General features: G+C 50.4%; 4 tRNA genes and 1 rRNA gene. All 5 read left to right on the forward strand.

The features are described 5' to 3' along the window. The first annotated feature begins 65 nt into the window (after positions 1-65). Positions 66-181 (forward strand): 5S ribosomal RNA (gene rrf / locus K3G25_RS20640). Between the two features lie 9 nt (positions 182-190). Beyond that, positions 191-265, forward strand: a tRNA-Asn gene (locus K3G25_RS20645). A gap of 5 nt (positions 266-270) precedes the next feature. After that, positions 271-361, forward strand: a tRNA-Ser gene (locus K3G25_RS20650). 36 nt (positions 362-397) lie between these two features. Continuing rightward, positions 398-469: transfer RNA gene (locus tag K3G25_RS20655), tRNA-Glu, on the forward strand. 10 nt (positions 470-479) lie between these two features. After that, a tRNA-Val gene (locus K3G25_RS20660) sits at positions 480-555 on the forward strand. The last annotated feature ends 5 nt before the right edge of the window (positions 556-560 follow it).

Below are 560 nucleotides of genomic sequence, written 5' to 3' on the forward strand. Positions count from 1 at the left end.
TTTTTTTCAAAAAAACTCTTGCTTTTTCTGAAATACATAGTATAATAATACATGTCACTAAAACGTCTGGTGATGATGGCGAAGAGGTCACACCCGTTCCCATGCCGAACACGGAAGTTAAGCTCTTCAGCGCCGATGGTAGTCGGGGGTTTCCCCCTGTGAGAGTAGGACATCGCCAGGCAGACTTCATTCCGCAGTAGCTCAGTGGTAGAGCTATCGGCTGTTAACCGATCGGTCGTAGGTTCGAATCCTACCTGCGGAGCCATTTATGGAGAGCTGTCCGAGTGGCCGAAGGAGCACGATTGGAAATCGTGTAGGCGGTAACCCCGTCTCAAGGGTTCGAATCCCTTGCTCTCCGCCACTAATTATTAATACATAACAAACGAAAAAATACCAGGGCCCGTTGGTCAAGCGGTTAAGACACCGCCCTTTCACGGCGGTAACACGGGTTCGAATCCCGTACGGGTCACTTATATGATGGAGGATTAGCTCAGCTGGGAGAGCATCTGCCTTACAAGCAGAGGGTCGGCGGTTCGAGCCCGTCATCCTCCACCATTATT

This window comes from Bacillus sp. FCW2 (assembly GCF_021228595.1).
Lineage (GTDB): Bacteria > Bacillota > Bacilli > Bacillales > Bacillaceae > Bacillus > Bacillus velezensis.